The 23,974-nt window shown below is 54.3% G+C and carries 20 protein-coding genes; 19 read left to right on the plus strand and 1 reads right to left on the minus strand.

All coding sequences use genetic code 11. From position 1 onward, the window contains the following. The first annotated feature begins 1 nt into the window (after position 1). From BM181_RS01245 to BM181_RS01280, 8 genes are all read left to right on the plus strand, one after another. Positions 2-2,146 carry a peptidase domain-containing ABC transporter gene (locus BM181_RS01245; protein WP_075441699.1) on the plus strand — a complete coding sequence of 715 codons (2,145 nt, stop codon included), beginning with the start codon at positions 2-4 and terminating at the stop codon, positions 2,144-2,146. 84 nt (positions 2,147-2,230) lie between these two features. Next, entirely contained in the window at positions 2,231-4,090 is a 1,860-nt protein-coding gene (locus tag BM181_RS01250) for a calcium-binding protein (protein WP_075441701.1), read from the plus strand. Between the two features lie 163 nt (positions 4,091-4,253). After that, positions 4,254-5,243: a bifunctional heptose 7-phosphate kinase/heptose 1-phosphate adenyltransferase gene (locus BM181_RS01255; RefSeq protein WP_075441703.1), complete on the plus strand. Its 990-nt coding sequence runs from the start codon at positions 4,254-4,256 to the stop codon at positions 5,241-5,243. Positions 5,244-5,284: 41 nt separating this feature from the next. Continuing rightward, positions 5,285-8,200 (plus strand): insulinase family protein, encoded by a 2,916-nt coding sequence (locus BM181_RS01260; protein WP_075441705.1) that lies wholly within the window; start codon positions 5,285-5,287, stop codon positions 8,198-8,200. 102 nt (positions 8,201-8,302) lie between these two features. Next, positions 8,303-9,190 (plus strand): 4-hydroxy-tetrahydrodipicolinate synthase, encoded by an 888-nt coding sequence (gene dapA / locus BM181_RS01265; protein ID WP_075441707.1) that lies wholly within the window; start codon positions 8,303-8,305, stop codon positions 9,188-9,190. A gap of 61 nt (positions 9,191-9,251) precedes the next feature. Continuing rightward, entirely contained in the window at positions 9,252-9,914 is a 663-nt protein-coding gene (gene sdaAB, locus BM181_RS01270; RefSeq protein ID WP_075441709.1) for an L-serine ammonia-lyase, iron-sulfur-dependent subunit beta, read from the plus strand. A 34-nt stretch (positions 9,915-9,948) separates the two neighbouring features. Then, positions 9,949-10,824 carry an L-serine ammonia-lyase, iron-sulfur-dependent, subunit alpha gene (gene sdaAA, locus BM181_RS01275; RefSeq protein WP_075441711.1) on the plus strand — a complete coding sequence of 292 codons (876 nt, stop codon included), beginning with the start codon at positions 9,949-9,951 and terminating at the stop codon, positions 10,822-10,824. 118 nt (positions 10,825-10,942) lie between these two features. Beyond that, positions 10,943-11,509: a coenzyme F(420) biosynthesis enzyme gene (locus tag BM181_RS01280; protein ID WP_075441713.1), complete on the plus strand. Its 567-nt coding sequence runs from the start codon at positions 10,943-10,945 to the stop codon at positions 11,507-11,509. Between the two features lie 49 nt (positions 11,510-11,558). Here BM181_RS01280 and BM181_RS01285 read toward each other — a convergent pair whose 3' ends face one another. Beyond that, on the minus strand, positions 11,559-12,392 hold the full coding sequence (locus BM181_RS01285) for a transglycosylase domain-containing protein (RefSeq protein ID WP_075441715.1): 834 nt from the start codon (positions 12,390-12,392) through the stop codon (positions 11,559-11,561). A gap of 204 nt (positions 12,393-12,596) precedes the next feature. On the opposite strand from BM181_RS01285, the gene argC reads away from it, so the two are divergent. The 11 genes from argC (at position 12,597) to BM181_RS01340 (ending at position 23,965) form a co-directional block, all read left to right on the plus strand. Continuing rightward, entirely contained in the window at positions 12,597-13,631 is a 1,035-nt protein-coding gene (argC, locus tag BM181_RS01290; protein ID WP_075441717.1) for an N-acetyl-gamma-glutamyl-phosphate reductase, read from the plus strand. 22 nt (positions 13,632-13,653) lie between these two features. After that, positions 13,654-14,865 (plus strand): bifunctional glutamate N-acetyltransferase/amino-acid acetyltransferase ArgJ, encoded by a 1,212-nt coding sequence (argJ, locus tag BM181_RS01295; protein ID WP_075441719.1) that lies wholly within the window; start codon positions 13,654-13,656, stop codon positions 14,863-14,865. Between the two features lie 19 nt (positions 14,866-14,884). Then, positions 14,885-15,769, plus strand: a complete 885-nt coding sequence (argB, locus tag BM181_RS01300) for an acetylglutamate kinase (RefSeq protein ID WP_075441721.1) — start codon at positions 14,885-14,887, stop codon at positions 15,767-15,769. Between the two features lie 26 nt (positions 15,770-15,795). Then, positions 15,796-17,001, plus strand: coding sequence for an acetylornithine transaminase (locus BM181_RS01305; RefSeq protein WP_075441723.1), 1,206 nt, complete (start codon positions 15,796-15,798; stop codon positions 16,999-17,001). Positions 17,002-17,111: 110 nt separating this feature from the next. After that, positions 17,112-18,041, plus strand: coding sequence for an ornithine carbamoyltransferase (gene argF / locus BM181_RS01310; protein WP_075441725.1), 930 nt, complete (start codon positions 17,112-17,114; stop codon positions 18,039-18,041). A gap of 37 nt (positions 18,042-18,078) precedes the next feature. Further along, positions 18,079-19,296, plus strand: coding sequence for an argininosuccinate synthase (locus tag BM181_RS01315; RefSeq protein WP_075441727.1), 1,218 nt, complete (start codon positions 18,079-18,081; stop codon positions 19,294-19,296). Beyond that, the gene (argH, locus tag BM181_RS01320) at positions 19,293-20,720 is read left to right on the plus strand and encodes an argininosuccinate lyase (RefSeq protein WP_075441729.1); all 1,428 of its coding nucleotides are present in this window, start codon (positions 19,293-19,295) and stop codon (positions 20,718-20,720) included. Before BM181_RS01315 ends, argH begins: the two co-directional genes overlap by 4 nt. Positions 20,721-20,834: 114 nt before the next feature. Next, positions 20,835-21,653: a Cof-type HAD-IIB family hydrolase gene (locus BM181_RS01325; RefSeq protein WP_075441731.1), complete on the plus strand. Its 819-nt coding sequence runs from the start codon at positions 20,835-20,837 to the stop codon at positions 21,651-21,653. 10 nt (positions 21,654-21,663) lie between these two features. Continuing rightward, positions 21,664-22,671, plus strand: a complete 1,008-nt coding sequence (locus BM181_RS01330; protein ID WP_075441733.1) for a ComEC/Rec2 family competence protein — start codon at positions 21,664-21,666, stop codon at positions 22,669-22,671. Beyond that, positions 22,668-22,868: a DUF3006 domain-containing protein gene (locus tag BM181_RS01335; RefSeq protein ID WP_075441735.1), complete on the plus strand. Its 201-nt coding sequence runs from the start codon at positions 22,668-22,670 to the stop codon at positions 22,866-22,868. Before BM181_RS01330 ends, BM181_RS01335 begins: the two co-directional genes overlap by 4 nt. Before the next feature lie 29 nt (positions 22,869-22,897). Continuing rightward, entirely contained in the window at positions 22,898-23,965 is a 1,068-nt protein-coding gene (locus BM181_RS01340) for an N-acetylmuramoyl-L-alanine amidase family protein (RefSeq protein WP_075441737.1), read from the plus strand. The last annotated feature ends 9 nt before the right edge of the window (positions 23,966-23,974 follow it).

Below are 23,974 nucleotides of genomic sequence, written 5' to 3' on the forward strand. Positions count from 1 at the left end.
CATGGAAGTAATGATAGATACAGGCTTACGCTCACTGGTAGTGCTGGCTAAGAATTTCCAGATTCCCGTGGATTTGCACCAGCTTGAGCGAGGCTATTCGCTTGAGCCGGGTGCGGTAGATGAAACGACTATCTTGCAGGCGGCCCACGACCTGCATTTGCGCGCCAGCTGCCGGCATGGCCTTTCCGTGGAGCGCCTGGAGAAATTGCCGTTGCCGGTAATGCTCAAGATGAGTCAGGGAAATTATGTTGTCCTGGCAGGGAAACAGGAAGATTCTGATGAGCTGATTATCTATGATACGAGAGTATCGATGGAGCCAATGCTGGCGGATCCACGCAAGCTGTACGAAGATTTTGCTGGAACGGCTATCTTATTTACGCGGCGGTTTGAACTCAGTGAGGCAGAGCAGCATGATGCGGAGGCTGCACAGTTTGGCTGGCGCTGGTTTTTACCGGTAGTAACGAAATACAGCCGCTTTTTGGGCAATGTATTTGTAATATCTTTTTTGCTGCAGCTTTTGGGGCTGGCTTCGCCGCTGTTCACACAGGTTATCATCGATAAAGTGCTGGTGCATCGTAGCGTCGATACACTGGACATCCTTCTTTTGGGTATGCTGTTATCAACGCTTTTCCAGCAGTGGATGTCAGGGCTGCGAAGTTTTGTGTTTACCAATATCACGAGCAAGATGGATGCGACGTTAGGCAGCCGGTTGTATCAGAACATCATGCGCTTGCCGGCCAAGTATTTTGACCGCTGGCAGGTAGGTGATGTGGTATCACGTGCTGGTGAGCTTGAAAATCTGCGGAATTTCTTGACTGGCTCGTCACTGACCGTTGTGCTGGACATTGTTTTTGCGCTCATTTATTTAGCGGTCTTGTTTGTATACAGCCGCCAGCTTAGTATTGTGGTGCTGGTTATCCTGCCATGCTTTGTGCTGCTCAATGTGCTTGCAGCTCCAATTTATAAGAGGTTGATCAATACGCGTTTCCTGGTAGGGGCACAGAACCGCTCGTTTATGATCGAGACGATCACAGGCATCCATGCAGTCAAGAACTGTGCGGTGGAAGAGACTTTTGTAACACGCTATGAGGAAATGCTGGCACGCTATGTCATGTCCGTGTTTTCCGTGGTTAAGCTTACTTTGGCGGCCAGCTCTATTGGCATGTTCTTGCAGAATATCTTCTCGCTGGCAATCCTTTGGGTTGGTGCTTTGCGGGTTATGGATCACAGCTTGACCGTTGGTGAGCTGATTGCTTTTCAGATGATTGCAGGGCAGCTTATCGCACCAGTTATGCGTCTGGTGGATGCGTGGCAATACTTTCAGCAGGCACGGGTCTCGATGGCACGTCTTGGCGATATCATGAATGAGGAAAAAGAAGAGGCTTGGAGTCCGAATCGCACGACGCTGCCGGATATTACGGGCGATATCCAGCTTCAAGGAGTATCTTTTTCCTATCGCAAGGATAGCCGCAAGGTGCTTGATGGCATAGATTTAGGCATACCAGCCGGCTTGCGTGTAGGTATTGTCGGCCGCTCTGGTTCGGGCAAGAGCACGCTGACAAAGCTTATCCAGCGGCTGTACATTCCCGATACGGGACATATCCGTGTGGATGGTGTCGATATTGCGCAGGTCGAGCCGGCTTGGCTGCGCCGGCAGATAGGGGTGGTGCTTCAAGATAGTATGCTGTTTTCAGGTACTATTGAGGAGAATATCAAGATCGCTGTGCCAAATGCCACGCATGAAGAGGTGGTACGGGCTGCGCAATTAGCAGGTGCGGCAGAGTTTATCGAGGCTTTTCCGCATGGCTATGAGACATTTGTCGGTGAGCGCGGTGGCCTGCTGTCAGGCGGGCAGCGGCAGCGTATTGCCATTGCGAGGGCGTTGATGACGGATCCGCGTATTTTGATTTTTGATGAGGCGACGAGTGCTTTGGATTATGAGTCTGAGGCTAAAGTCATGCAGAATATCGATGCAATCGCTGCGGGGCGTACGGTATTGATGATTGCGCATCGGTTATCTACTGTCCGTGATTGTGATGCAATCGTGGTGATTGACCAGGGGCATCTGGTAGAGGCTGGCAGCCATGAGGAACTCATGCAGGCGCAGGGCGCCTATTACCAGTTATGGATGGCACAAAAGGCATGAGTATGTTATAATGTTAATTTGGGGAGACGAATGTCCTCGTTCTGGTAAAATCAAGGGAGAAATATGAGAAAGGATGCAAAAGAAATGAGTAATTTCACTGCAAATGCCAAGGGTGGCACAATTATCCTGACGAAAGGGAATGATACGGTACGTTTGGGCAAGGGGACGGATGTTATCCGTACGGGCCTGAACAGCGGCACAAACAATGTCGTTTACAACTATGACAGCAGCCGTGATATTCTGGAGATTGAAAAGGGTGTAAAGATTGTTGATGGCGTAAGAGGCTATTCTTTTGTGGGGAATAACTTGGTTATGCGCCTGGGCAATACGAAGATTAACTTGGTAAATATGGTCAATAAGAGCGTACGATTCCGTGTGCAGGGCAGCAATAAAGTGGAAACGGCTAATTTTTACCGTGAGCTGCCAAAGAATACCAGCTATGCTAAGAATGGCAAGGTAATGGATTGGACAAGAGTAGTGGCCAATGCTAGTTTTTCCGCTAGCAAGTTTGACATGAGTGAGTACAACGAAAATCTTAAGACGTTTGATGCGCGCAATGTGAGACGTTATATTACTATTGCAGGTAATCATGGCAATAATGTCATTTACACGGGCAATTATGGCAGCCTGATTGAGCCGAGCCGTGGCAACGATACGATTTATCTGGGCAAAGGCACGGATGTCATCCGCGTGGATGCGAACGATGGCAGTAACGTTGTTTATAATTATGACAGCAACAGAGACATCCTTGAAATCGATAAGAAAGTCAATACCAAGGCTAAGAACTGGCGAGGTTATTCTCTGGTAGGCAATGATTTGGTTGCTCGTCTGGGAAATACGAAGCTGACTTTAAAGAATATGGTGAACAAATCGGTTCGTTTCCGCATTCAGGGATCCAGTAAAGTGGAGACGGCTAATTTCTATAAGGAACTGCCGAAAAATACCAGCTATGCTAGAAATGGCAAGGTGATGGATTGGACCAGAGTAGTAGCCAACAGCAGCTTCTCGAATAAGTTTGATATGAGTGAGTATAACGAGAACCTCAGAACGTTTGATGCTCGTGCTGTGAGAACGCATGTGTATATTGCAGGAAACCGCGGAAATAATGTTATTTATGCAGGCAATTATGGCAGCAATATCAAGGGCGGCGACGGCAACGACACGATTTATTGTGGTAATGGTGCTGACTATATCTATTACGACAATGATGATAACAACGATACGCTGGTTAATTTCAATGCCAAGAAAGATATAGTTGGTGTAGGCAAGGATGCTGGTGATATCAAGAGTGTGACGCTTGATGGTAAAGATGTAGTGGTTACCATTGGCCAGAATAAGTGGCATGCAAATCACGGCAACGGTTCGCTTCGTTTCAAGAATGGTGCAACGATGGGCGGTATCCGTATCCAGGGCGAGAGATCCCCGCAGAAGAGAACGTTGGCACAGACGGTTTCGTATAATACGGGCAACCGTACGTTGACGGCGCTGACGACTAACGTAGGTGGTAATTATAATCTTGCTTCTTATGCTGCTAACGCAGTAACGCTCAATGCGAACAAGCTTAGAGTCAAGGCAACGCTTGTGGGCAATGCGCAGAACAATACGATTATCGCTGGCCAGGCTGGCAGTGAAATCCGCGCTGGCAAAGGAAATGATAGAATTACCTGCGGTGCAGGCGCAGATCGCATTTGGTTCGCGAAAGGCGATGGCAGGGATACGGTGCTCAAGTCGGGCAAGACGGATGTAGCGTATCTTTATGGGGTTAGAGACATCAAGCAGGTCACGGCGAAGTGCGTGAAGGGTGTTATGACGCTGGGCATCAAGGGTTGCAGCGATACGCTTAGCATTTCCGGTTGGAAGGCAGGTAGCAGCTTGTCGACGGTCCAGCTCGCTAATGGTGTCAAATACAATCTGGCTGCGAATGGCAAACTGACGAGAAAATAATTGAATCATTAGATTTATGGAATACGGAGCTTTTTTAGCTCCGTATTTTTTTGCAGGCAGATTCAGCAATACAGGCGGTTCATTGGCAGAATTTCGGCAGGATTTTGATGATATAAGGACGAATACATAAGCATAAATTATGCTGGTGTGGAGGGGAATGGTTATGGATAATCAGAGACTTTGCCAATTTTTGGAGGAGAAGACTTCGTCCTGCAAGGTACTGGTGGTTGGCGATATTATGCTGGATAAGTATTATTATGGAGAAGTGACGCGTATCTCGGGGGAGGCGCCGGTGCCGATTACGCGGGTACATTCGTCGGATGAGAAGCTTGGCGGCGGGGCTAATATCGCCTACAACTTGTCGGTGCTGGGCTGCCAGACGGGGCTGTCGGGGTTCGTCGGCGATGATGCGCATTGTGTGAGCATGGTCGAGAAGCTGGCGGATCATGGCATCGACAGCGCGGGGCTTATCCGCACAGATCGTCCGACGACGACGAAGGTGCGTATCATGAGCGGCAACCAGCAGATGTTCCGCCTGGATTTTGAGCAGGTCGGCGCGGTGGCTGAGGTGTATGCGGAGGCGTTCCAGCAGTACATCGGCGGCAGGCTCAATGAGAGCCTTGACTGCGTGGTCATTTCCGATCATGATAATGGTGCCTGCACGGAGAAGTCGTGCGCGAAAATCATTGAGCTTTGCCATAACCATGGCGTGCCGGTCGTGGTCGATATGAGCGGGCATAACTGGGTAAACTATGCGCATGCGGACTATGTGGTGGCGAATATGAAACGCGTGAATCAGGTGCTGCTGCAGCCCGTGGAAAATGAAGATGCGGCGATTGAGAAGGCGGCCCATTATCTGATGCGCAAGTACCGCGTGCGCAATGTCATCGTGACGCGGTCGGAGAAGGGCTTGTCGCTGGTGGGAAATGATGTGGTCAAGCATATCCCGACAAAGGCCCAGGAGCTTTTCGATGTGCTCGGTGCTACCGATACGATTGCGGCGGTGTTCGCGCTGGCCCTGGCTGGCGGGCTGAATCCCCGCGAGGGCGCGTATCTGGCGAATCTGGCAGCCAGCAGGGTCGTGGCGCGCGTCGGTACCTATGCGGTTACGCGTGAGGAATTGCAGGGGTTACTACGTGCGGGTGCGATGTGATATAATAGTAGAGATTGACCGATAGATAAGGGGGAGATTTGTTGACCATTAGCGATATGATTCATGGTTTCAAGGTAATACGCAAAAGTGATTTGCCGGAGACTGATTCCACGGCCTGGATTTTCGAGCATGAAAAGACGGGGGCGCGGGTCTTTTTCCTGCAGAATGACGATGATAATAAGGTTTTTTCGATTTCGTTCCGCACGCCGCCGGTAGATGATACGGGTGTTGCGCATATCGTTGAGCATTCGACGCTTTGCGGCAGCCGCAAGTATCCGCTCAAGGAACCGTTTGTCGAGCTCGTCAAGGGCTCACTCAATACGTTCCTCAATGCGATGACGTATCCGGATAAGACGATGTATCCAGTGGCGAGCCGCAATGACAAGGATTTCCAGAATCTTATGGATGTCTATCTCGATGCGGTATTCTATCCGAATATGCGCGAGAATCCGCAGATCCTCATGCAGGAGGGCTGGCATTACGAGATCGAGACGCCGGATGAGCCGCTCACATACAGTGGTGTCGTCTATAATGAAATGAAGGGCGCGCTTTCGGCTCCCGATGATCTGCTCGAGAGCCGTATCATGACGTCGCTTTATCCCGATACGACATATGGCTATGAGTCGGGCGGCGATCCTGAGGCAATCCCGCAGCTTACGCAGGAAATGTTCGTGGATTTCCATAGCAAGTATTATCATCCGTCGAACAGCTACATTTATCTCTATGGCGATTTGGATATCGAGGAAAAGCTCGCGTATCTTGATGCGGAGTATCTGAGCCATTTTGACCGCATCGAGGTGGCATCGCAGATTGACCGTCAGCCCTCCTTTGCGGCGCTCAAGCGTGTGGCTAAGGAGTATCCGGTCAGCAAGGATGAGGAGACGGCGGAGAAGACGTTCCTGTCGCTCAACTGGGTGGTTGGCGAGAGCCTTGATGTCGTGGATATGATGGGGCTCGAGATCCTGGAGCATGCGCTCTTGCGCACGCCGGCAGCTCCGCTGCGCAAGGCGCTGATCGATGCCCGGATCGGCAAGGATGTCGACTCGAATTTCGAGGAGGATATGCTGCAGCCGTTCTTCAGCATCATTGTGAGCAATTCAGAGATTGACCGCGCCGATACCTTCTATGAGCTGGTCATGGCGACGCTCAAGAAGCTCGCCGATGAGGGTCTGGACCGCACGCTGATGGAGGCGTCGCTGAACCTCTTGGAGTTCCGTCTGCGTGAGTCGGATTTCGGTTCGGCGCCGAAGGGGCTCATCTATGGCATCCGTGCGATGAAGACCTGGCTCTACGATGGCGAGCCGGAGGAAGTCCTGCGTTATGAGAAGATCCTGCAGGCGATGAAGGAAGGCTTGGACAACGGCTATTTCGAGGGGCTTATCCGCAAGTATTTCCTGCAGAATACCCATGCGACGCTGCTGACGCTCGCACCGAGCCAGACCATGGCTGCTGAGCGTGAGGCTGAGCAGGAGCAGGAATTGGCGGCCAAGAAGGCGGCGCTGAGCGAGCAGGAGATCGCGGACATCATCGCAGCGACGAAGGCCCTCAAGGAGCGCCAGCAGAGCCCGGAGACTGAGGAAGCGCTGGCGACGATCCCGGTGCTGAAGCTCTCGGATATCCGCCGCGAGGCGTATGAGCTGCCGCTCAAGGAGCTTGACCTTGCAGGCACGAAGGTGCTGTTCAGTGATGTCGAGACGCATGGCATCGTGTATCTGACGTTGTTCTTCGATGCCCAGACGGTGCCGCAGGAGCAGCTGCCCTATGCGTTCCTGCTCAGTGAGATCATCGGCAGTGTCGACACGAAGGATCATAGCTATGCAGAGCTTGCAAATCTCAAGAACCTGCATACTGGTGGCATCACCTATGATATCGTGACGTATACGAAGAATGGTGAGCCGGATTCCTGTGCGCCGAAGTTCAAGATCAAGGCGAAGGTGCTCAAGGAAAAACTCCCGGAGCTGCTGCAGCTGCTGCAGGAAATCCTGACGCAGAGCCGGTTCACGGACAAGAAGCGCGTGCGTGAGCTGCTGGAGCAGGAGCAGGCAGCGATGGAGCTCAACCTGCAGCGCTCGGCGCATCAGGTCGTGGCATCGCGTCTGGCAGGCTATCTTTCGCCAGCTGGCCGCTATGCGGATGAGGGCGGGCTGCCCTTCTATCAGTTCGTGAAGGAGTTCCTGGCTGACTTCGATGCTGGCATGGAGAAGATGCAGGTTGTCTTTGCAGAGCTCCTGCCGAAACTCTTCAACAGCAATCGTTTGATCCTGTCGCTTACCGAGCGGGAGAGCGACTACAAGGCCTTTGCTGATGTGTTTGCGGCATTCCAGCAAGAGCTCTGCCATACAGACTTCCCGGCCCAGGCGTATCGTTGGGAGCTGGCTGCCCGCAATGAGGGCCTGACCTCGTCGAGCCGCGTCCAGTATGTCGGCCAGGGGGCGAATTTCCTGAAGCTTGGTTACTCCTTCACGGGTGTCATGCATGTGCTGGAGACGCTGTTGCGTTATGATTACTTCTGGACGAAGATCCGTGTGCAGGGCGGTGCCTATGGTGCCTTCACGAGCTTCAACCGCAATGGCATGATGTATTTCGGTTCGTACCGCGACCCGAATCTCGCGGAGACCTTGGATGTCTTTGCGGGCACGGCTGACTATATCCGTAATTTCGAGGCTTCGGAGCGGGAGATGGATAAGTTCATCATCGGGACGATGAGTGGTATCGATACGCCGCTGACGCCGCAGATGAAGGGCAGTGCGGCGGCTACATGCTGGCTGCGCGGCATCACAAAGGCTGATCGTCAGAAGAGCCGCGAGCAGATCCTTGATGCGCGGCAGCAGGATATCCGCAATCTTGCCGGCCTGGTCGAGGACTGCATGGCACAGAAGGTGCTCTGCGTATTCGGCGGCCAGCAGAAAATCGAGGAGAATCAAGCGGTATTCGGTGAGGTAAGACCTGCCCTTTAAAGGCACTTTTAGCGTGGGCTTTGCGTTGACTTTCGCCGCGTATCATGTGATAATGTTAGGAAAAGATAGGCTATACAGGATAATGTTGTAGGGGGCTTTTTGATGAAAAAACCGATTTTCAGAGGTGCAGGCGTCGCTATCATCACGCCGTATACAGAGGAAGGTATCAATTTCCCGGAGCTGGGGCGTATCATCGAGGATCAGATTGCTGGTGGTACGGATGCCATCGTCATCACGGGCACGACGGGCGAGTCAGCTACGATGACCGATGCTGAGCATCGCGCGGCCATCAAGTTCGCGGTCGAGCAGGTCAAGGGCCGTATCCCGGTCATTGCCGGTACGGGCTCGAATGAGACGTCGTATGCGGTATCCTTGTCCAAGTACGCCGAGGAAGTTGGTGCTGATGCACTGCTGGTTGTGACGCCGTACTACAACAAATGCACGCAGAAAGGTCTCATCGCCCATTACAAGGCGATTGCCGAGGCTGTCAATATCCCTATTATCCTGTATGATGTACCGTCACGCACGGGCGTTGGTATCACGACAGCTACGTATGTCGAGCTTGCGAAAGTGCCGAATATCGTAGCGGTCAAGGAGGCTAATGGCGATCTGTCGAAGATCCTGCGCCTTAAGGCTGCTGTTGGCGATGATCTTGTCATCTATTCGGGCAACGACGATCAGATCGTGCCCATCCTGTCGCTTGGCGGCCAGGGTGTCATCTCGGTGCTTTCGAATGTGGCACCGAAAGATACGCATGATATGTGCCAGGCTTATTTTGACGGTGATGTCAAGAAGGCGGCGGATCTGCAGATTGCTTATGCAGATCTTATCGATGCCTTGTTCTGCGAAGTCAATCCGATTCCAGTCAAGGTTGCTATGCGCAAGCTCGGTTACAATGCCGGTCCGCTGCGCATGCCGCTCTGTGAGATGGAGCCGGAGCATGAGCGCCAGCTCGAAGCTGCGCTGCGCAATCATGGCCTGCTGAAGTAAGAATGACTAGTCAATGAAGCCTTCCCCTGCGGGGGAAGGCTTTATCTGTTGAGGTGGTAATATGCACGGAGTTTTTGATATTGTCGGGCCGGTGATGATCGGCCCCTCGAGTTCGCATACAGCAGGAGCGGTGCGGCTGGGACTTATGGCGCGTAAGATTTTGGGCGAGCCGGCGGTGCGGGCGGAAATCAATCTGCATGGCTCCTTTGCGCGCACGTATCGCGGCCATGGCACGGATAAGGCGCTGATTGCGGGCATCCTGGGCTTTGCCCCGGATGATGAACGCATCCGCGATGCACTGTCCCTGGCCGATAAACAGGGGCTGGCGTACAGTTTCCAGCCGGTCAATCTCGAGGAGGCCCATCCCAATACGGCGGTCATTTATCTCGTGGGGATTACCGGCCGTGTGGCGCGTGTGCGCGGGGCTTCAGTTGGCGGTGGTAATATCATGATTACGAATATTGACGGTTATGCGGTGGAATTGACCGGTCAATATCCAGCACTCATCACGATTCATCGCGACCGTCCAGGTGTCATCACGCAGGTCACGCAGATTCTCTCGCGCTATGAGGTAAACATCGCGTTTATGCGCGTATCGCGGCAGAATCGTGGGGAGACGGCCATGATGATCATGGAGCTTGACGATCAGCCCGCTGAAGAGGTGGTCGACGAGTGCCGTGAGGTCTACGAGGTCGAGAATGCCTTTTCGATTCCGGCTATTTGAGCAGTCTGTGGATAAGTAAGGATGGAATAGAACGATGATAAATTTCAATACGATGGGAGAGCTTATCGCGCTGGCAGAGGAAAAGGAGCTGCCAATCCATGAGATCGTGATTGCCCGGGAGATGCACGATAGCCAGCGCAGCCGTGAGGTAATCCTTGCGGGGATGCAGCACAACTGGGAGATCATGCAGGCCTCGATCGAGCGCGGGATCGTCAATACGGAGCATTCGGTCAGCGGCCTGACGGGCGGTGACTCCAAGCGGCTCTATGCGTATCGTGCGAAGGGCTACATGGGAAAGCAGACGCTGGCGGCAGCCGCCTATGCAGTCGGCATCAGTGAGGTCAATGCAGTCATGGGGCGCATCGTCGCCTGCCCGACGGCAGGCTCGTGCGGCATTGTGCCGGCGGCACTCTATGCAGCACGCGAGGAGCGCGGTCTGACAGATGAAGCAATCGTGCGCGCTCTGTTCACGGCGGCTGGTATCGGCATGGTGGTTGACCAGAATGCGTCGATTGCGGGGGCAGAGGGCGGCTGCCAGGCTGAGTGCGGCACCGCGGCTGGCATGGCGGCTGGCGCTCTGGTAGAACTTGCCGGCGGGACGCCGGCGATGGTCGGCAATGCCTGTGCGCTGTCCATCAAGAACCTTTTGGGGCTGGTCTGCGATCCTGTAGCTGGGCTTGTCGAGGTGCCTTGTGTCAAGCGCAATGGTTTTGCCGTGGTGGAGGCGATGCTGGCAGCGGATATGACGCTGGCTGGTGTGCAGTCATTCATCCCCGTCGATGAGGTCATCGAAGCGATGAACCGCATTGGCAAGGCCTTGCCGAAATCCTTGCGCGAGACGAGTGAGGGCGGGCTGGCTGTGACAGCTACGGCCAAGGCTGTGGAAAAGCGGATTTATCCCCAGGGCTAACATTCAGCATTCATTAAAGTTTCAGAAAATGACTGGCAGAATCGGCGCAAATAGTGTAGAATAGAGAAGAATGCGATAGGGATTCGCGAAATTTATTCAGTATGGAGGGAATTGATCCATGAGAAAAATCATTCAGATGCTGGTTATTGCCTGCATGGTTGTACTTAGCACGCAGGTAGCCTTTGCCAATGCAGACCAGGAAACTATCCAGGAAGGTGCAGATATTACGGCCGTAAAACGCCTCGCTATTGCAGCTCCGCTGTATCAGCCGGTTGAGAAGGACGCTCCGGATAAGGCTGCGCTGCTTCAGATTGAATACGATTCCAGCAAGGTATCCCGTATGTATGTCTTGTCTTATGATGAGATTGCCCAGAATATCAAGTCGGCAGCCAATACGGATCTCAAATCGCTCGACCGCCGTCAGGCCGCTAAGACGTATAAAGAGAATGCTAGTAAATACGCCGATGCTTATGTCGTTTTGACGGTTGCCAATAACAGCCGTACGACGTTCTTCTTCGATGTGTACAAAGCCGGTACGAATGAACTGCTCTATACCTATGAGATTCGCGCTAACCGCAGCGAGAAAGACAATGTGGAGACGTTCACGAACCTTTGCCAGCAGTTCTATAAGCACTTTGACCGTGCAGCAACGGAACAGCTCAAAAATAACAACAAGAAAAAATAAGCGGGATAACCGAAAAAGAGAACCTTCTCAAGTGAGAGGGTTCTCTTTTTTAGTGGGCGAGATAGATTGGTTTGATCTTGGCGGACTCGGCTTCGTGTTCATCGAGGTAGCCGCTGCGCACCATGGCATCGATGACGATGAACTGGCGCTTCTTGGCCATCATGAAGTCGACGTAGGGCGAGTAGAGTGAGGGAGCATTGGGCAGTCCTGCCAGCATGGCGGACTCGGGCAGCTGCAGCTCTGCAGGACGCTTGCCGAAGTAGCCGTCGGCTGCCGGCCCGATGCCGTAGAAGTTGGAGCCGTAATAGATGGTGTTGAGGTAAAGCTCGAGAATCTCATCCTTGCTGTAGTTGGCTTCGATGTCGAGGGCCAGCAGCAGTTCTTCGGCTTTGCGTCCGAAGGACTGCTCATGGGAGAGGAAGAGGTTCTTGACAAGCTGCTGGGTGATGGTGCTCGCGCCCTCCTCAATCTGGCCGTATTGGAGGTTGACGAGGGTGGCGCGCATGATGCCCTGGGGATCAAAGCCGTGATGGCTGTAGAACCGGTTGTCCTCCACGGCGACGACTGCGTGCTGGAGCGATACAGGGATATCGCGCAGCTTCACATAGGTATCCGGATTGATGCGGCTGGCTACGGCACGCCGGATGAAGATGATGCGGCTCAGGCGGTCGACCGTGCCAATCGGCACCGGCTCGGTGGTCTGTTGGATAGCTGGCAGCTGGCTTTCGAGCTTCGGCAGGAAGTCCCCGAAATGCTGCCAGGTGCGCGGCGAGAACACGGAGGTGCCGCCGGCAAGGAAGAATGCCAGGAAAAAAATAAGGCACAGCAAAAAGATGAAACGGAAGATGCGGAAACGTATCTTCCGTTTTGTTGATTTTTTCATGTAATGCTCCTTTGTTGTAGATGCTCTATATTATAGCATGATTTTCGCTTTTTTCACGCTTCGCTGCATATTTTTCGAAAAACGCTTGCAAAAATATGCATACAAGATGTATAATTATAAACATGCTTTACATAGTACACCTCGTAGCAGTAAACTATAAGAGGATTATCCATTCCAGAAGAACAAGTTGGAGGAGGAAAACGTATGAAAGTTAGTGTCCTGGGCGCGACAGGGTATGCTGGCGCCGAGCTTTTACGCATTTTGTACAACCACCCCGAAGCAGAGGTCGTACACATCACCTCGGAAAGCCATACGGGAGAATGTATCAGCGATCTTTACCCGCATTTGCGAGGGCTTTACGATATGAAGCTGGAGAGCATGAAGGAGATCGAGCGTATCGGTGAGGATAGCGATTTCGTGTTCATCGGTCTGCCGCATGGCCATGCGATGGAAGTGGGCAGGGCACTGGCTGGCAAGCCGGTGCGCATCATTGATCTCGGTGCGGACTACCGCTTTACGGATACCTCGGTCTATGAGGCTTGGTATCATGTCCCGCATACGCATCCGGAGGCAGAGCGGGTCTATGGCCTGGCTGAGCTGTACCGTGAGAAAATCCGCGAGGCCAAGATCATCGGCAATGCAGGCTGCTTCACGACGGCGAGCATCCTGGCGCTGGCGCCGCTGGCCAAGCAGCATCTTATCGATGTCAATACGATCATCATCGATGCCAAGTCGGGCGTATCGGGCGCGGGGCGCTCGGCCAAGCAGCCGAACCACTTCCCGGAGCTCTACGATAATTTCCGGGCCTATAACGTAGCCAAGCATCGACATACGCCGGAGATCGAGCAGGCCATCACGGACCTGTCCGGGGAGCCGACGGTGCTGAACTTCACGCCGCACCTCGTGCCGATGTCGCGAGGTATCCTCTCGACGTGTTATGCGACTCTCAAAGAGGGCGTGCAGCCGGAGCTGGTCGATGCGGCCTTTGAGAAGCTCTATGGCAAGGAGCATTTCATCCGCCTGCTCGGCCGTAGTGCTTATCCATCGACGAAGGATGTGCGCGGCTCGAATTTCTGTGACATTGCCTGGCATATTGATGCGCGCACGAAGCGCGTGATCGTGCTTTCGGTCATCGATAACCTCGTCAAAGGTGCAGCGGGGCAGGCAGTGCAGAATTTCAACATCGCTTGTGGATTTGATGAAAAAACGGGACTCGACTACGTGCCGATGTATCCCTGATGGTATAGAAAGGATTTTGGCTATGATCAACGAACAGAATGCGAAAGCGGGCGTAACGTTCCCGCAGGGATTCAAAGCAGCTGGCGTCAAGGCTGGCATCAAGAAGAGCGGCAACCTCGATGTGGCTGTCATCTATACAGAGAAGGAAGCAGCTGTTGCTGGTACGTTCACCCAGAACGCCGTAGCGGCAGCGCCGGTATTTGCTTCGAAGGCGGTGGTCAAGACTGGCACGGCGCACGCCATCACGGCTAACGCTGGCTGTGCTAATGCCTGCACGGGGGAGCAGGGCGAAAAGGATGCACAGGCTATGCAGCAGATCACGGCTGAGGCGCTGGGCTGCAAGCCCAGTGATGTCATTGTCGCTTCGACAGGCGTCATCGGCGTCAACCTGCCGATGGACAAGATGGAAAGCGGCATCAAGCAGGCAGTGGCAGAGCTTGATGAAAATGGCAGCGAGAAGGCTGGCAACGCCATCATCACGACGGATACGTATTCGAAGACCTGCACGGCAGAGGTCACGCTGGGCGGCAAGCAGGTCCGCCTGGGGGCTATTGCCAAAGGCTCGGGCATGATCCAGCCGAATATGGCGACGATGCTCTGCTTCATCACGACGGATGCTGCCATCGAGAGCTCGCTGCTGCAGAAGGCGCTCTCGGAGGTTGTCGAGGTATCGTTCAACATGATTTCGATTGACGGTGACATGAGCACGAACGACATGGCTATCGTTCTGGCTAATGGTGCGGCTGGCAATGAAACGATCACCACGGAAGGCGAGGACTATGAGGCCTTCAAGGCAGCGCTGCAGGAGATGTGCCAGGGACTGGCCAAACGCATTGCTGCTGACGGTGAGGGTGCGACGAAGTTCCTGACGGTCAATGTCAAGGGCACAGCGTCGTTCGCTAATGCCAAGACGATCGCCATGAGCGTTGCCAAGAGCCCGCTGGTGAAGACGGCGTTCTTTGGCGAGGACCCGAACTGGGGCCGCGTCATCTGCGCTGTCGGCTATGCCGGCGTGTCGATGGACCCCCAGAAGACCGTCGTGAAATTCGGTGATATTCCGGTTTATGCCAATGGCGTCGGTGCAGAATTCGATGAAGAGGCATTGCGCAAGGTCATGGCGGAGCACGATATTGTCATCGATATCGATATGGGCGCTGGCGAGGAAGAGGCTACGGTCTGGACTTGTGATTTCTCCTATGAGTATGTGAAAATCAACGGCGAATATCACACCTGATGATGCAGGGGGAGAGAGTATGTTTACACCAGAAAACAAAGCGGCCATTCTCGTTGAGGCGCTGCCCTATATCCAGGAATTCTATGGCAAGACCATTGTCATAAAATATGGCGGCAACGCGATGATCAATGATGACCTCAAGGAAAAGGTCATGCAGGATATTGCGCTGATGAAATATGTCGGCATCCGTCCGGTCATCGTCCATGGCGGCGGTCCCGAAATCACAGGTTTCCTCAAGAAAGTCGGCAAGCAGTCCTCCTTTGTGGCCGGGCTGCGCGTGACCGATGAGGAGACCGTCGAGATTGCCGAGATGGTGCTCGATGGCAAGGTCAACTCGGAAATCGTCAATCTCCTGAATCGCCGCGGCGTGCGGGCTGTAGGTCTCAGCGGCAAGGATGCGGGCCTCATCGCGGCACGCAAGAAGCTCGCAACGGTTTATGAGGGGGATGAATCGAAGCAGGTGGATATCGGCTATGTCGGCGAGGTTGACAAGGTCGACACGGCCATCGTCGAAGACCTGCTGGACCAGGGCTATGTGCCGGTCATTGCACCGATCGGCGTCGGCAGTGATGGCGAGAGCTACAATATCAATGCCGATTATGTGGCAGCAGAGCTGGCGGGGGCTCTCGAAGCAGAAAAACTGCTGCTGCTCACCGATATCGAGGGCATTTATAAGGATTTCAACGATAAGAGCACGTTCATCTCGACGCTGCATCTGCCGGAAGCCCGGCAATATATCCGTGAGGGCATCATCGCTGGCGGCATGATCCCGAAGGTCGAGGCTTGCCTCAAGGCACTCGAGCAGGGGGCGGGCAAGACGCATATCATCGATGGGCGTCTCGACCATTCCATCATCCTGGAGATCTTCACCTCACAGGGTATTGGTACGCAGGTGGTCCGGTAAGCGTGTTTGGATATAAGGAGTAGTTTATGAAACAGACGGATCAGGAAATATTTGCGACGGACAAGGCCAGCTATGTGCCGGTATTCAATCGCTATAAGATCGTTCTCGACCATGGCGAAGGCGTCTATGTCTGGGACAACAATGGCAAGAAGTACATCGATTTTCTCGGCGGCATTGCGGTCAATGTGCTGGGGCATGCGTATAAGCCGCTCGTTGACGCAGTGGCGGAGCAGGCGGGCAAGCTGATCCACTGCTCGAATCTTTATTATACACAGGCCCAGGCTGATGCTGCGGCCAAGCTTGTGAAGCTCAGCGGGCTGGGCAAGGCATTCTTCGGCAACTCGGGGGCTGAGGCCAACGAGGGTGCCATCAAGATCGCGCGCAAATATGCCCATGCGATCGATCCCGAGAAGTCGCAGATCATCACGGCTTGGAACAGCTTCCATGGCCGTACGCTGGCGACGCTCACGGCTACGGGCCAGCCGCATTATCAGGAAGGCGTCGGCCCGCTGCCGGCTGGCTTCGATTATGTGCACTACAACGACATCGAGGAACTCGAGTCGCTGATGAGTGACAAGACGGCTGCCGTCATGCTGGAGACGATCCAGGGCGAGGGCGGTGTCTATACGCCGGAGAATGACTATCTCAAGAAGGTGCGGGCGCTCTGCGACAAGCATCATGCTCTGTTGATCTTCGATGAGATCCAGGCGGGCATCGGCCGCTCGGGCAAGTTCTTTGCTTATGAGAAGTATGGCGTCAAGCCGGATATCGTGACCCTGGCCAAGGGGCTGGCTGGTGGCGTGCCGATCGGCGCCTTTATTGTGACCGATGAGGTTGCGGCCGCCTTCAAGCCGGGAGATCATGGCACGACGTTTGGCGGCAACCCGCTGGCTTGCGCAGCTGCCAATGTCGTGCTCGATACAGTCCCGCAGGCGGAGTTCCTGCATAATGTTGAAACGGTGGGCTCGTATTTCAAGGATAAACTTGCAGCATTGAAGGATAAATATCCAACGCTCATCAAGGAGGTCCGCGGCACGGGCCTCATCCTGGGGGCAGAGCTCACGAGCGCTGAGCATGGACGCGATATTGTCAATGACTGCTTGGAAAAGGGCGCCATCATCAATTGCACGGTCGGCAAGGTGCTGCGCTTCATCCCGCCGCTCATCATCACGCAGGAGCAGGTGGATGAGGTCGTGGCTGTCCTCGATGATGTGTTAAGAAAATATGCATGATTCTTGCATATGTATACAAAATAATTCCGAAATTCTCTTCACAAGTGAAAACTAAAGTGCTATAATATGCAATAGTGACGGACATGATTTACAGTAATGGAGGTTGTTTGATGCTGAAGGGGAAAGATATGTTATCTATCCACGACTTGTCGGTGGATGAAGTGCAGGAGATCCTGGCACTGGCCAAGGAACTCAAAGCCAAGCAGAAAGCTGGCATCGAGCATCACCTGCTCAAGGGCAAGACGCTCGGGATGATTTTCGAGAAGTCGTCGACGCGGACCCGCGTGTCCTTTGAGACGGGCATGTATCAGCTCGGCGGACAGGCATTGTTCCTTTCGAACCGTGACCTGCAGCTCGGCCGCGGCGAACCGATCAAGGATACGGCGCGCGTGCTGTCCCGCTATCTCGATGGCATCATGATCCGGACCTTTGGTCATGACCGTGTCGAAGAGCTGGCCAAGTGGGCGGATGTCCCGGTCATCAACGCTCTGACTGACCTTTTGCATCCCTGCCAGGTGCTCACGGATCTGCTGACGATCCAGGAGCATAAGGGCAAGAACCTCAAGGGGCTCAAGATGGCCTATGTCGGCGATGGCAACAATATGACGAACTCCTACATGTATGGCTGTGCCAAGACCGGCATGACGTTCGTCGCTGCGACGCCGGCGGATTACCGTCCTGATGAGACGGTGACGAAGCAGGCCATCGAGGATGCCAAACTGACGGGGGCGTCGATCACGCTTGTCACGGACCCGAAAGAGGCCGTGAAGGATGCAGATATCGTCGTCACCGATACCTGGGCCAGCATGGGCCAGGAGGATGAGCACGATGCCCGCAAGAAGATCTTTGCACCGTATCAGGTCAACAAGGAGCTGCTGGCTGGCGCCGACAAACGTGTCATCGTCATGCATTGCCTGCCGGCCTACCGCGGTGAGGAAATCACCGAAGAGGTGCTTGAGGCTAATGCCGATGTCATCTTCGATGAGGCGGAGAACCGCCTGCATACCCAGAAAGCTATTATGGCACTCACCATGTGCTGATTGATATTTGAAGGTTGAGGAAAAGAGGTAATTTTCTATGGCAAAGAAACAGATCAAGAAAGTCGTACTCGCTTATTCCGGTGGTCTTGATACCTCCGTCATCATTCCCTGGCTCAAAGAAAACTATGATGGCTGCGAAGTCATCGCTGCCTGCGCCGATGTCGGCCAGGGCGATGAGCTCGATGTCGTCCACGATAAAGCCCTGAAGTCTGGTGCTTCCAAGGTCTACATCGCAGACCTCAAGGAAGAGTTCCTGAAAGAATATGTATGGCCGACGCTCAAGGCCGGTGCTGTCTATGAGGATAAATACCTGCTCGGTACGTCCTTTGCACGTCCGATCATCGCGAAGAAACTCGTCGAGATCGCTAAGCAGGAAGGCGCGGATGCTATCGCTCATGGTGCTACGGGCAAGGGCAATGACCAGGTCCGCTTCGAGCTGACGGTGAAGGCACTGGCTCCGAACATCACGCTGATCGCTCCGTGGCGTGAGTGGGATCTGGATTCCCGCAGCGCTGAGATCGAGTATGCCAAGAAACATGGCATCCCCATCGCAACGGAGAACAAGACCTACTCCATGGACCGCAACATCTGGCATCTTTCCCATGAAGGCTCTGACCTCGAGGATCCGGCTAACGAGCCGAAGAACAGCATGTTCCTGATCTCCAAGGCGCCGGAAGATGCACCGGATAAGCCGGAATACGTGACGATCGATTTCGAGAAGGGCGAGCCGGTGGCAGTGAATGGCAAGAAGATGGGCGCTGTGGAGCTTCTGACGGAGCTCAACGAGATCGGTGCGCGCAATGGTGTCGGTATCGTCGATATCTGCGAGAACCGCCTGGTCGGCATGAAGTCCCGTGGCGTTTACGAGAATCCGGGCGGATCGCTGCTCTACTATGCACATCGTGAGCTCGAGTATCTCTGCCTTGACCGCGCAACGTATCATTACAAGCAGACGGTCGGCGTACGCTATGCAGAGCTTGTCTATGATGGCATGTGGTTCTGCCAGCTGCGCGAGGCTCTCGATGCTTTCGTCAACAGCACGCAGCAGACGGTCACGGGCTCTGTCAAACTCAAACTCTACAAGGGCAACATCATCTCTGCAGGCAGCACGAGCCCGTATTCGCTTTACAGCCAGGAATTCGTGACGTTTGAACATGATGATGTCTACAACCAGGCAGATGGCACGGGCTTCATCAACCTGTTCGGCCTGCCGCTCAAGGTTCGCGCCCTGATGCAGGAGAAGACGAATAAATGAGTGAGGCAATGTGGGGCGGCCGGTTCACAAAGACCACCGATGAGATGATCAATGAGTTCCAGGCCTCCATAAGCTTTGACAAGAGGATGTACCACGAGGATATCGCAGGCTCCATCGCCCATGCGACGATGCTGGCTAAATGCGGTATCATCTCGGCAGAGGATAAGGATAAGATCATCGCCGGGCTCAAGGATGTCCTCAAGCAGATTGAAGATGGCAAGTTCGACTTTTCGGTGGACCTCGAAGATATCCATATGAATATCGAGAAGCGTCTGACCGATGCCATCGGCGAAGCTGGCGGACGCCTGCATACGGCGCGCAGCCGCAACGACCAGGTGGCGCTCGATACGCACATGTATGTGCGCCGTCAGGTCGTGGAGGTGCAGAAGGAAATCCAGAACCTCCAGCAGGCGCTGGTGGAGACGGCTGAGAAGTATGGCGATGCCATCATGCCGGGCTACACGCACCTGCAGCGTGCGCAGCCCATCCTGTTTGCCCATCATCTGCTGGCATATTTCGGGATGCTCTCGCGCGATTTCGCACGGTTCGAGGGTGTCTACAAGCGGGCTGACATCATGCCGCTGGGGGCGGGAGCCCTGGCGGGCACGACGTTCCCGATTGACCGCGAGTTTGTCGCCAAGCAGCTGAACTTCGAGAATATCTATACGAACAGTCTCGACGCCGTGAGCGATCGCGACTATATCCTCGAATTCCTCAGCGCGGCTTCGATCCTGATGGTGCATCTGTCGCGACTTTCAGAGGAGACGATCCTCTGGTGCAGCCGCGAGTTCTCCTTTGTGGAGCTGGACGATGCGCACTGCACGGGCTCGTCGATGATGCCGCAGAAGAAGAACCCCGATGTGTCCGAGCTTGTCCGCGGCAAGAGCGGCCGTGTCATCGGCCATCTGATGGCGATGCTGACGACGGTCAAGGGCCTGCCGCTGGCCTATAACAAGGATTTGCAGGAAGACAAGGAAGGCATCTTCGATGCCATTGATACGGTCAAGTTCAGCCTGGCTGTCTACGCGCAGCTGATCCGCGGCATGAAGGTGCGCAAGGATGTCATGATGAAGGCGGTGACGGAGGACTTCTCCAACGCGACCGACCTGGCTGACTATCTCGTCAAGAAGGGCATGCCATTCCGCAAGGCACATGCCGTGTCGGGCACGGCGGTGCATGACTGCATCGCTAAGGGCAAGTATCTCGAGGATATGACCATCGAGGAGTTCAAGGCGCTCTCGCCGCTTTTCGGCGATGATATCAAGGAGGCTATCAGCCCTGAGACCTGTGTCAAGAACCGCAACTCGCTGGGAGGCACTTCCTATGGACAGGTTGAGCTCCAGCTCAAAGCTGCCAAGGAGCTCTTGGCAGCGGAGCAGAAACTCTGCCAGTCTGCTGAGGCCAAGCAGGTGCATGTAGATTAAAAAACAGGCAACAGGCGTCTGGAAGCCTGAAAGTGCTTGAATGAGACTCTGATTTTTAGTAGTATAGAGGTGGATATACTTCTATGTTTACTAGAGATTGGAGTCTTTTTTTTCATGACGGATAAGAGAAAGGCAATTTTCTTTGACATCGATGGTACGCTCATCAACATCCATCGCCAGCAGACGCATATCAGCGCGCCGGTGAAGGATGCCATCCGCGCGCTGCGCAAGGCTGGCCATCATACGTTCATCGCTTCGGGACGGCCCTATGCCTATCTGAGCGAAGAGATGCGCGACCCGGATCTGTTTGATGGGCATGTGTTGATGAATGGCGCTGTCGTGCTGGTCGAAGGCCAGGTCATCTTCCGGCAGGACTTGCCGCTGGCGACGGTGCAGAAGATGATTGCAGCAGCCGAGCAGAATCAGGTGGAATACATCCTTGAGAGTCATCCTGCGGTCTATCTGAAGGAGGAGTACAAGGCGCTGGAGAAGGTATACACTTCTATCGATATCCGCTTGGATCATTTTGTGCGTGAGTATGACCCGTCACTGGCGGGAATGCAGATTGGCAAGATCGAGTTCCTGTCGGAGACGCCGCACGCGGGAGGCTTGTTCCATGAGCTGCTGGCCTGGCCGGGGCTTACAGGTCTCATCGATCCGACGCTGCTCAAATATATGGAGATATACTCGGCGGATGTCTCGAAGGCGACGGGCATCGAACGAGCGCTGGAGCATCTGGGGATTCCTGCAGCTGACAGCTGTGCGTTCGGCGATGGGCTCAACGATCTGGAGATGATGGATGCGGTCGGTACCAGCCTGGTCATGGGCAATGCCGGCAATGAGCTCAAGGCCAAGGCTGACTTTGTCCTGCCATCCGTAGATGAGGATGGCGTGGCCGAGGGGATTTATCGTCATATCTTGCAGGTGATTTGAGGTGACAGACATGCGAAAGAAAATAGGGATAATACTGGGGCTGGTCATGCTGACAGCCGCGGTGCTGGCTGGCTGTGGCGCTGCGCCGGGCGGCAGCTCCGCAGCCAGCAGCACGGCGGCTGCCGTGGAGAGTTCCCAGGCGGCCAAGCTGACCGTAAAGATGCTCAATGTCGGGCAGGGGGATGCTATCCTCGTGCAGACGGCCGAGCAGACGGTGCTTGTCGATACGAGTGATGTCGATGAGCGCGACAAGCTGAAGCGCGAGCTTGACAAGGCTGGCGTCAAGAGGATCGACAAGGTGATCCTGACGCATCCGCATGCTGACCATATCGGTGGCATGGCGTTATTGCTCAAGGAATATGAAGTCGGTGAGGTCTACGACAACGGCATGCCGTCGACGTCCAAGATCTACATCGGCTATATGAAGGAACTCAAGGCCAAGGGCATCAAGCGCCATGCGCTCAAGGATGGCGATGTGTTGGATCTGGGCAGCGGTGTGTCGTTCCAGGCAATGTATCCGTCGATCAAGCTGTCGGAAGAGGGAGCTGCCCCGGGGTATAAGCACGATCCGAACAATGAGTCGGTGGTCGGGAAGCTCGTATGTGGTGGATTTTCCATGCTGCTGACGGGGGATGCGGAAAAAGATGCGGAGGAGAAGCTGCTGGCAGCACATTCGGCAGATCTGCGCAGCACCATCCTGAAGTCTGGCCATCATGGCAGTGCTACGGCATCGTCGGTGCATTTCCTCAAGGCCGTATGGCCGGAGACGGTGCTGATTTCCTGCGGTCAGGGCAACGACTATGGACATCCGCATCCGGACATCCTGGCACGCTATCTGGCTGAGCCGAAGTTTACGGACCGCCGCGATGGCAAGACGAAGAAGACGAAGATTGTCAAGAATGACAAAGGCGAGGTCTTCAAGGCCAAGGTCTATGAGACCGATAAGAATGGCACGATAACGGTGACGACCGATGGCAATAGCTATGAGGTGACGGCAGAACAGGGGGCGGCACAATGATAAGCGCATATATCGACCGGATAGAGGGCGATCTGGCTGTCCTGCTGCTCGGTGATGACATGAAGAAGGTAAACTTTCCTGTGAGCTGCCTGCCCGAACAGGTAGGGGAAGGCGACTATCTGAAGCTGGAGCTTTCCTATGATAAGGAAGCGACAGAACAGGCTGAACAGGAAGCATTGGATCTGCTCAAAGAGTAAGAGGCTGGGGAAACTAAGGAGGAACCTTGATGAATACGCTATTCCGCTGGGCAAGTTGGGCGGGAATCGTCCTGCTGGCTGTCATGATGCTGCTGCCGGGGGCGGCGGAAGCTGCACGTCCGGTGCAGGATCATGAGCTGAACTATTTCCAGACTTCGGAGACGACCGTTGATGGCCGCAAGGCCCTGCGCATTGAGATTGGCATGGATCGTGACAAGCTCGAGTACAAGGTCTCGACAAGACCGTATCTGACAAAGCAGCTGGTCATTGATATGGAAAATACGATGCCGGGTGAGCTGCGCAAGACAATCAAAATGAAAAGCAGTCTGGCCAGCCGTGTCCGCATTGCGGAATTGCAGCGCAATCATACGCAGGTACGCATCGATTTCACAAGTGATGTACAGGCGGAAAATTATAAGGTTTATACGCTGGATCGCGACCGCAAGGCCAAGAAGCCGTACCGGCTGGTCATCGATATCCTGGAGCCCGAAGGGGAACCTGCCGCAGGCAGTGTCGGTGGCGTGAAGGGACATACGGTGGTCATCGATGCAGGGCACGGCGGCAGTGACAGCGGTGCCGTGGGCCCGACGGGGGTGGCTGAGAAGACAGTCACGCTGGCGGTAGCTAAGAAGGTGCAGGCGATCCTGCAGAACTCCGGTGCCCGCGTGGTCATGACCCGCACGAAGGATGTGGATGTCTATGGGCCTAACAGTACAGCGGCCCAGGAACTCCAAGCGCGCTGCAATGTAGCCAATTTCGATCCTTCGGCAGAGATCTTTGTGTCGATCCACTGCAATTCCTTCTCGAATCCTTCGGCTAATGGCATGGAGACGTATCATTACGCTGGTTCGCGGCAGGGCAAGCGGCTGGCAGCACTGCTCAATGAGGAACTCGACAAGGAGATGGGGCTGTTCAACCGCGGCGTGAAGACGGCGAACTTCTATGTCATCAAGCATACGAATATGCCGTCCTCGCTTATCGAGCTGGCCTTTATTTCCAATTATCGGGAAGAACGGTTATTGGATTCGGACAGCCAGCAGCAGAAAATGGCCATGGCTGTTGCCCGGGCGATATCCCGCTATTTCCGCAGCGCTTGATATATGAAG

Origin of the sequence: Pseudoselenomonas ruminantium, assembly GCF_900113715.1 — a bacterium.
Lineage (GTDB): Bacteria > Bacillota > Negativicutes > Selenomonadales > Selenomonadaceae > Selenomonas_A > Selenomonas_A caprae.

Bases quoted from the DNA above. Each gene is read 5' to 3' on its own strand.
- BM181_RS01330 (WP_075441733.1), top strand. From the start codon at position 21,664: ATGCGAAAGAAAATAGGGATAATACTGGGGCTGGTCATGCTGACAGCC.
- BM181_RS01255 (WP_075441703.1), top strand. From the start codon at position 4,254: ATGGATAATCAGAGACTTTGCCAATTTTTGGAGGAGAAGACTTCGTCC.
- BM181_RS01340 (WP_075441737.1), top strand. From the start codon at position 22,898: ATGAATACGCTATTCCGCTGGGCAAGTTGGGCGGGAATCGTCCTGCTG.
- argC (WP_075441717.1), top strand. From the start codon at position 12,597: ATGAAAGTTAGTGTCCTGGGCGCGACAGGGTATGCTGGCGCCGAGCTT.
- sdaAB (WP_075441709.1), top strand. From the start codon at position 9,252: ATGCACGGAGTTTTTGATATTGTCGGGCCGGTGATGATCGGCCCCTCG.
- argF (WP_075441725.1), top strand. From the start codon at position 17,112: ATGCTGAAGGGGAAAGATATGTTATCTATCCACGACTTGTCGGTGGAT.
- BM181_RS01335 (WP_075441735.1), top strand. From the start codon at position 22,668: ATGATAAGCGCATATATCGACCGGATAGAGGGCGATCTGGCTGTCCTG.
- BM181_RS01325 (WP_075441731.1), top strand. From the start codon at position 20,835: ATGACGGATAAGAGAAAGGCAATTTTCTTTGACATCGATGGTACGCTC.
- BM181_RS01250 (WP_075441701.1), top strand. From the start codon at position 2,231: ATGAGTAATTTCACTGCAAATGCCAAGGGTGGCACAATTATCCTGACG.
- BM181_RS01245 (WP_075441699.1), top strand. From the start codon at position 2: ATGGAAGTAATGATAGATACAGGCTTACGCTCACTGGTAGTGCTGGCT.
- BM181_RS01315 (WP_075441727.1), top strand. From the start codon at position 18,079: ATGGCAAAGAAACAGATCAAGAAAGTCGTACTCGCTTATTCCGGTGGT.
- BM181_RS01285 (WP_075441715.1), bottom strand. From the start codon at position 12,392: ATGAAAAAATCAACAAAACGGAAGATACGTTTCCGCATCTTCCGTTTC.
- sdaAA (WP_075441711.1), top strand. From the start codon at position 9,949: ATGATAAATTTCAATACGATGGGAGAGCTTATCGCGCTGGCAGAGGAA.
- BM181_RS01280 (WP_075441713.1), top strand. From the start codon at position 10,943: ATGAGAAAAATCATTCAGATGCTGGTTATTGCCTGCATGGTTGTACTT.
- argH (WP_075441729.1), top strand. From the start codon at position 19,293: ATGAGTGAGGCAATGTGGGGCGGCCGGTTCACAAAGACCACCGATGAG.
- BM181_RS01305 (WP_075441723.1), top strand. From the start codon at position 15,796: ATGAAACAGACGGATCAGGAAATATTTGCGACGGACAAGGCCAGCTAT.
- argJ (WP_075441719.1), top strand. From the start codon at position 13,654: ATGATCAACGAACAGAATGCGAAAGCGGGCGTAACGTTCCCGCAGGGA.
- argB (WP_075441721.1), top strand. From the start codon at position 14,885: ATGTTTACACCAGAAAACAAAGCGGCCATTCTCGTTGAGGCGCTGCCC.
- dapA (WP_075441707.1), top strand. From the start codon at position 8,303: ATGAAAAAACCGATTTTCAGAGGTGCAGGCGTCGCTATCATCACGCCG.